Here is a 6596-nt window from a genome sequence, read left to right on the forward strand (position 1 = left end):
GAGATCCGCCGCGTTCAAGGCGGTCTAGGCATCTCGATCATCACGACCCCCAAGGGCCTGATGACCGGTCGCCAGGCGCGCAAAGAAGGCGTCGGCGGCGAACTCCTCTGCAACGTCTGGTAGGACTGGCCGTTCAGGCGGAGGGCGCTTCGCGCATCCTCTGGTGGCTGCACGTTGAGATTGAACCGGTGCGTTGCACCGGAAGTAAGGAAATCGGTAGCGATGAGCTGCCTGGCTGCAGTGGAACGAGTGGTGGCAGAAGCCACTCGGGACTCGCAAGCCGATAAAGGATTGAGTCAATGTCACGTATTGGAAAGAAGCCGATCGCTCTCGCATCGAGCGTGAAGTACAAGGTGAACGGCAATATTGTCGAAGTGACCGGCCCCAAGGGAACGGTTAACGCGCTTCTCCCGACCGGTATCAAGCTGGTGGAGAAGGATGGTCACCTTCTGGCTGAGCGCGAGAACGATTCCCAGGCTGCCATTCACGGTCTGGCGCGCGCTCTGGTTTTCAACGCCGTCGAGGGCGTGACCAAGGGCTGGACGAAGGAGCTGGACATCGTCGGCATCGGTTACCGTGCCGAGATGAAGGGCAAGAACGTGGTGGTGTTTACTCTGGGGTACTCGCATCCGATCGAGTTCCCGCTGCCTACGGGCATCGACGTGGCCATCGATCCGAAGCAGACGCACCTGACGATCACCGGTATCGACCGGCAGAAGGTCGGCCAGGTAGCGGCGGATATGCGCTCTCTGCGTAAGCCGGATCCGTACAAGAACAAGGGCGTCCGTTACACGGGCGAGAAGCTGAAGAAGAAGGTCGGTAAGACCGGCGCTAAGTAAACCGAACGGGGGCGCAGGGCGCCTCCGCTACTAGGAGAGAGACGATGATTCTACAGAGACAGCGCAATGTAATCCGCAAGCGGGTTCACACCCGTATCCGTGAGAAGCTCTCGGGTACGACCGAGCGTCCGCGCCTGAACGTGTACCGCTCGCTGGACCACATCTACACCCAGCTCATTGACGATTCCAATGGTGTGACGATTGCTTCGGCATCGACTGTGGCCAAGAAGGGCGAGTCGAAGAAGAACGGCGGCAATATCGATGCGGCCAAGGCAGTCGGCAAGCTGATCGCCGAGCGCGCCAAGGAAAAGGGCGTCAAGAAGGTGGTCTTCGACCGTGGGGGCTACCTCTATCACGGTCGCATCAAGGCTCTTGCCGATGCCGCTCGTGAAGCGGGACTCGAGTTCTAAACGATTTAGGGCTCATGTGCCCGGAAGGAATTGAAGGGAAACGATGGCAACTCTGAAGAAGAAGATTGATGCCAATAAGCTGAACCTGAAGGACCAGGTCGTCGCGATCAACCGCGTGACCAAGGTCGTCAAGGGTGGTAAGAACATGTCCTTCGCCGCGCTGGTGGTTGTGGGCGATCCCGCTGAGGGCGTGGTCGGCTACGGTTCCGGTAAGGCAAAGGAAGTTCCGCAGGCGATCCGCAAGGGAATCGAGTCGGCCAAGAAGAACCTGGTAAAGGTGAACCTGACCGATACGACCATCCCTCACCAGGTGCTGGGCCGTTTCGGTTCGGGCCAGGTGCTGCTGAAGCCGGCTCCCGAAGGTACGGGTGTCATCGCCGGTGGCGCAGTGCGCGCGGTCATGACGTCGGCCGGTGTCCAGAATGTTCTCACTAAGTCGCTGGGTACCGCCAATCCGCACAACGTGGTCAAGGCGACGTTTGCTGCCCTGACGCAGCTGCGTGACAAGCAGGAAGTGGCCGCCCTCCGTGGCAAGGCTGTTGAGGAGCTCTAAATCATGGCAAAGACCATCAAGATCCAGTACTACCGTTCCAAGATCGCCACGCCGGTGAAGCACAAGCTGGTGGTCAAGGGCCTGGGCTTTACGCGCCTGAACCAGATTGTGGAGCGTGAAGACACCCCCTCGATCCGCGGCATGGTGAAGGCGATTCCGCACCTGGTCCGTATCGTCGAAGAGTAGTTCAGACTAAGGCGCGTTTCACGCGCAAACCAGGGGCGATGTAGAATCAGTGCATCGCCCACAAACATATGCGAGTCGGGAAGAGGGAACACTCTTCGCCGGCGTTGAGCGAGGAAATAATGGCAAAGAATCTTTCGAATCTCCGCGCGCCGAAGGGCGCCAACAGCAACAAAAAGCGTGTCGGCCGCGGTATGGGCTCGGGCATGGGTAAGACCTCGACCCGCGGCCACAAGGGCCAGGGTTCGCGCTCGGGCTCGCGCACGATGCGCGGCTTTGAGGGCGGCCAGATGCCGCTGCACCGCCGCCTTCCGAAGCGCGGTTTCACCAACATCTTCCGCACCGAGTACACGGTTCTGGGTCTGGACACGATCGCTTCTCTGAATGAGAGCGAACTGACGATCGAGAAGCTGCAGGCTCTGGGCGTAGCGAAGAAGAACGCTCTGGTGAAGGTGCTGGCAAATGGCGAGATCACCACTGCCGTTACCGTGCATGCTCATAAGTTCTCCAAGGCTGCTCAGGAGAAGATTGAGAAGGCCGGCGGTAAGGCTGTCGTTCTCAGCTAATGGTTAGGGGCCCGGCCATGGCGCCGGGCCTTGTTCTCTTCGTTTCACCCGAAGTTCTCGAGGCCTCACTCTCAGATGCTGGATAAGTTCCTCAACATCTTCCGTATCCCCGACCTGCGCAAGCGCGTTTTGTTCACGCTTGGCCTGCTGGCGGTCTATCGCCTGGGTGCACATATCCCGACGCCGGGTATCAATGCCGATCTGCTGCAGCAGTACTTCCAGCAGAATTCTGGTTCCGCGCTGGGTCTGGTTGACCTGTTTTCCGGCGGCAACCTGCGCAAGCTGACGATCTTTGCGCTGGGCATCATGCCGTATATCACCGCCTCCATCATCTTCCAGTTGCTGACGGTTATTTATGAGCCGCTGGCCAAGCTGCAGAAGGAAGGCGAAATCGGCCGTCGCAAGATCACGCAGTGGACTCGCTACCTCACGGTTCTGCTGGCCATCGTGCAGTCGTTCTTTATCGGCCTGACACTGACCAGCTCGCAGACCGGAGCTCCGATGGTGACCATCGGCAAGTGGTCATTTATTGCTATGGCGGTGTTGACGCTGACTACCGGTACTGCGTTCATSATGTGGCTGGGCGAGCAGATYACSGAGCGCGGTRTSGGCAACGGTATGTCGCTTCTGATCTTTACGGGTATCGTCGTCGGCCTGCCGCGCGGTATCCAGGATCTGTGGGAGAAGGCTACAACCCGTGCATGGGGAGCCTTCACTCCGATCGCGTTGTTGATCCTGGTCGCCGGTATGATCGCCGTGGTCGCGTTTATTGTCTGGGTGGAGCGCTCTGAGCGCCGTATCCCGGTGCAGTACGCCAAGCGTATCGTAGGACGCCGTTTGATGGGCGGTCAATCGACTCACCTGCCGCTGAAGGTAAACTCCGGCGGCGTAATGCCGGTCATCTTCGCCAGCTCGATCCTTTCGGCGCCGTTGCTCTTCGCGAATGCAGCGTGGGTGCAGAACACTAAGTTCCTGCGCATTCTGACCGAAGGTCTGAAGCCGGGTGAGCCGTGGTACGAGATCCTGTTCTTCGCGGCGATTGTCTTCTTCGCCTACTTCTACATCTCGATCGTCTTCCGTCCGGATGACATCGCTGACAATATGCGGAAGTACGGTGGCTTTATTCCCGGTATCCGTCCGGGCCGCCGCACCAGCGATTATCTGAACGACATCCTGACTCGCATTACGCTGGTCGGTGCGCTGTACCTGATCATCATCACCGTCATTCCGCAGTTCCTGATCTCGGGTATCCACCTGAATCACTTGTGGCTGGTTGGCACCCTGTTCGATAAGCTGCCGACCTGGGTTACCAATGGTATGGGCGTACAGTTCYACTTCGGTGGAACCTCGCTGCTGATCGTTGTGGGTGTGGCGATGGATACGGTAAACCAGATCGAGTCGCAACTGATCATGCGTCACTACGACGGCTTTACGCCGAAGAGTGGCCGTATCCGCGGACGCCGGAGCTGGTAACGGGAATGGAATGCGTAACCTCTCCGGGACAGCCGGAATTCATCTCCGGCCCGGTTCTGCTGTTAGGTGCGCCAGGAGTCGGTAAGGGAACCCAGGCCCAGATTCTGATGCAGGCCTGGGGTGTCCCCCAGATTTCAACCGGCGATATCATCCGGGCCAACATTAAAGGCGGTTCGGAGATGGGGAAGGAGTTCCAGAAGCTCGTCTCCGTTGGACATCTGGTTCCGGACGACCTGGTCAACCAGATGGTGGCCGAGCGGCTGGAACAGCCGGACACCGCGCGGGGGTATCTGCTTGACGGTTTTCCCCGGACCCTGCCCCAGGCAGAATGGCTGGATGGGCACCTGGGAAAGAACCAGTCGGGACTCCCCGTCGTTGCCGTTAGTATCGAAGTTGGGTATACTCAACTACTGGGCCGCATTACGGGCAGAAGGACTTGCCCGGTATGTCAAACCATCTATAACGTTCATTTCAATCCACCGAAGGTGGAAGGAAAGTGCGATAAGGAAGGTGCGGCTCTCGAACAGCGGGCAGACGACACCGAAGAGAAGTTCGCCGAACGCATGCGAGTGTTCGACGCGCAGACGGCACCGGTGATCGAGCACTACCGCGCTCTCGGACGATTTGAAGCAGTAGACGGTGATCACCCGGTTGAGGTGGTTACTGAAAAGATTGTGGCTGCGCTGATGCGGCTAAGAGGAAACGAAGGGCAGTAAGCGGATCGACAATGGCCATCATGATCAAAACGCCGCAGGAGATTGAAAAGATGCGGCAGGCGGGGATTATCCTTCGCCAGGTACATGAAGCGATCCGTCAGGCGGTGAAGCCGGGCGCCACCACGATGGATCTTGAGCGTGTGGCGGAAGCGAAGATTGCCGAGCTCGGTGCTAAGCCGGCCTTCAAGGGGTACCACGATTACCCGTGGTGCCTGTGCACATCGGTGAACGAAGAAGTCGTGCACGGAATGCCGTCCACAAAGACGGTGCTGAAGGACGGCGATATCGTCAGCGTCGACTGTGGCGTGATCCTCGAAGGGTATTACTCCGACGCGGCTGAAACTTACCCGATAGGGAAGCTTTCGCCGGCCGCACGGAAGCTGTTGGATGTGACCAAGGCATCTCTGGAGCAGGCAATCCAGGAGGCCCAGGTCGGGGCAACGCTAGGCGATATCGGCGCTGCTGTGCAGGAGATGTGTGAGGCGTCGGGATACGGCGTCGTACGGGATTTTGTGGGACACGGCATCGGCAGAAACATGCACGAAGAGCCGCAGGTTCCAAACTACGGTAAGCGCGGCAAGGGAACCAAGCTGCGGGCCGGAATGGTTCTGGCGATTGAACCGATGATCAACGCCGGGACCCATGAGGTGAAGGTGCTGAAAGACGGTTGGACCGCAGTAACCGTCGACGGCAGCCTGAGCGCGCATTTTGAGCACACGGTAGCCATCACAGAGAATGGCCCCCTGGTGTTGACGCGGTAAGAACGTTTGGGGCTTGTAGAGCCCCGGCAGGTCAGGGGAAGACCCTGACAGTAGTTGCAAAGGAGGCGGTTTGTCGAAGGAAGACGCGATTGAAGTAATGGCAGTGGTCCTTGAGACGCTGCCAAATGCCATGTTCAAGGTCGAGCTGGAGAATAAGCACCAGGTGCTGGCCCATGTCTCGGGTCGCATGCGCAAGAACTTCATCCGCATCCTCCCAGGCGACCGCGTAGCGGTAGAGTTGAGCCCGTATGATCTGACCCGCGGGCGTATCGTTTACCGATACAAGTAGCAGAAGACAGTTGCCGGGAACGGTGGCTGAGAATCAGAACTGAGGGAAGTAATGAAGGTTCGTGCATCAGTTAAGAAGATTTGCGACAAGTGCAAGATCGTTCACCGCCGTGGTGTGGTGCGCGTGATCTGCGAAAACGCCAAGCACAAGCAGCGCCAGGGCTAAGCCCGGAGCATCTGCCGCAAGGCAATCAACCTGTAGCACTCCCATTTATGGGGCGAGTTCGCCGAAGTCAAGGCGTGCGATGAACCCCGGGAACAAGCTGCCCTAACCGCTTCTGAGGACGACGTCGTCCGGAAGCAACCAAGAGAAGGAAACCAGATGGCACGTATTGCTGGCGTAGATCTTCCACCGAACAAGCAGGTGCGGATCTCGCTTACTTACATCTTCGGCATCGGTGACTCTCGCGCGCTGACCATCCTGAAGGCTGCGGACATCGATCCGTTCCGCAAGCTGAAGGACCTGAGCGAAGACGAGCTGAACCGCATCCGTCAGACGATTGAGCAGGGCTCCCCGGTGGAAGGCGATCTCCGCAAGGAAGTTTCGCTGAACATCAAGCGCCTGATGGAAATCCAGTCCTACCGTGGTATCCGCCACCGCCGCAACCTCCCGGTTCGCGGTCAGCGCACCCACACCAACGCTCGCACCCGTAAGGGCCCCCGCAAGGGCACGGTTGCCGGCAAGAAGAAAGCGACCAAGTAAACCATGGCAAAACAGCAGAGCGCAGCCGGCAAGGCCGGTAAGAATAAGAAGTTCAAGAAGCGCGAACGCAAGAATGTGCCGTATGGTCTGGTCCACATTCAGGC

At 58.6% G+C, this 6596-nt stretch carries 12 protein-coding genes; all 12 read left to right on the forward strand.

Going from position 1 to position 6596, the window contains the following annotated elements:
* On the forward strand, window positions 1-123 hold a 123-nt coding region (gene rpsH, locus AB4043_RS10080; protein WP_442306984.1), incomplete at its 5' end, for a 30S ribosomal protein S8.
* Between the two features lie 176 nt (window positions 124-299).
* Entirely contained in the window at window positions 300-839 is a 540-nt protein-coding gene (gene rplF / locus AB4043_RS10085; RefSeq protein WP_442299352.1) for a 50S ribosomal protein L6, read from the forward strand.
* 44 nt (window positions 840-883) lie between these two features.
* Entirely contained in the window at window positions 884-1249 is a 366-nt protein-coding gene (rplR, locus tag AB4043_RS10090) for a 50S ribosomal protein L18 (RefSeq protein ID WP_442299353.1), read from the forward strand.
* A 43-nt stretch (window positions 1250-1292) separates the two neighbouring features.
* Window positions 1293-1802 (forward strand): 30S ribosomal protein S5, encoded by a 510-nt coding sequence (rpsE, locus tag AB4043_RS10095; RefSeq protein WP_442299354.1) that lies wholly within the window; start codon window positions 1293-1295, stop codon window positions 1800-1802.
* A 3-nt stretch (window positions 1803-1805) separates the two neighbouring features.
* Entirely contained in the window at window positions 1806-1988 is a 183-nt protein-coding gene (gene rpmD / locus AB4043_RS10100) for a 50S ribosomal protein L30 (protein WP_147648572.1), read from the forward strand.
* 119 nt (window positions 1989-2107) lie between these two features.
* A complete protein-coding gene (rplO, locus tag AB4043_RS10105; RefSeq protein ID WP_442299355.1) occupies window positions 2108-2551 on the forward strand; it encodes a 50S ribosomal protein L15 in 444 nt (147 codons plus the stop codon).
* 75 nt (window positions 2552-2626) lie between these two features.
* Window positions 2627-4024, forward strand: coding sequence for a preprotein translocase subunit SecY (gene secY / locus AB4043_RS10110; RefSeq protein ID WP_442306983.1), 1398 nt, complete (start codon window positions 2627-2629; stop codon window positions 4022-4024).
* A 5-nt stretch (window positions 4025-4029) separates the two neighbouring features.
* A complete protein-coding gene (locus AB4043_RS10115; protein WP_442299357.1) occupies window positions 4030-4740 on the forward strand; it encodes an adenylate kinase in 711 nt (236 codons plus the stop codon).
* 11 nt (window positions 4741-4751) lie between these two features.
* Window positions 4752-5501, forward strand: coding sequence for a type I methionyl aminopeptidase (map, locus tag AB4043_RS10120; protein ID WP_442299358.1), 750 nt, complete (start codon window positions 4752-4754; stop codon window positions 5499-5501).
* 70 nt (window positions 5502-5571) lie between these two features.
* Entirely contained in the window at window positions 5572-5790 is a 219-nt protein-coding gene (gene infA, locus AB4043_RS10125) for a translation initiation factor IF-1 (protein ID WP_147648567.1), read from the forward strand.
* Window positions 5791-5841: 51 nt separating this feature from the next.
* Window positions 5842-5955, forward strand: coding sequence for a 50S ribosomal protein L36 (gene rpmJ / locus AB4043_RS10130; RefSeq protein WP_013569699.1), 114 nt, complete (start codon window positions 5842-5844; stop codon window positions 5953-5955).
* Between the two features lie 156 nt (window positions 5956-6111).
* Window positions 6112-6492: a 30S ribosomal protein S13 gene (rpsM, locus tag AB4043_RS10135; RefSeq protein WP_263415710.1), complete on the forward strand. Its 381-nt coding sequence runs from the start codon at window positions 6112-6114 to the stop codon at window positions 6490-6492.
* Window positions 6493-6596: the final 104 nt, after the last annotated feature.

The organism is Terriglobus sp. YAF25 (assembly GCF_052113305.1).
GTDB lineage: Bacteria > Acidobacteriota > Terriglobia > Terriglobales > Acidobacteriaceae > Terriglobus.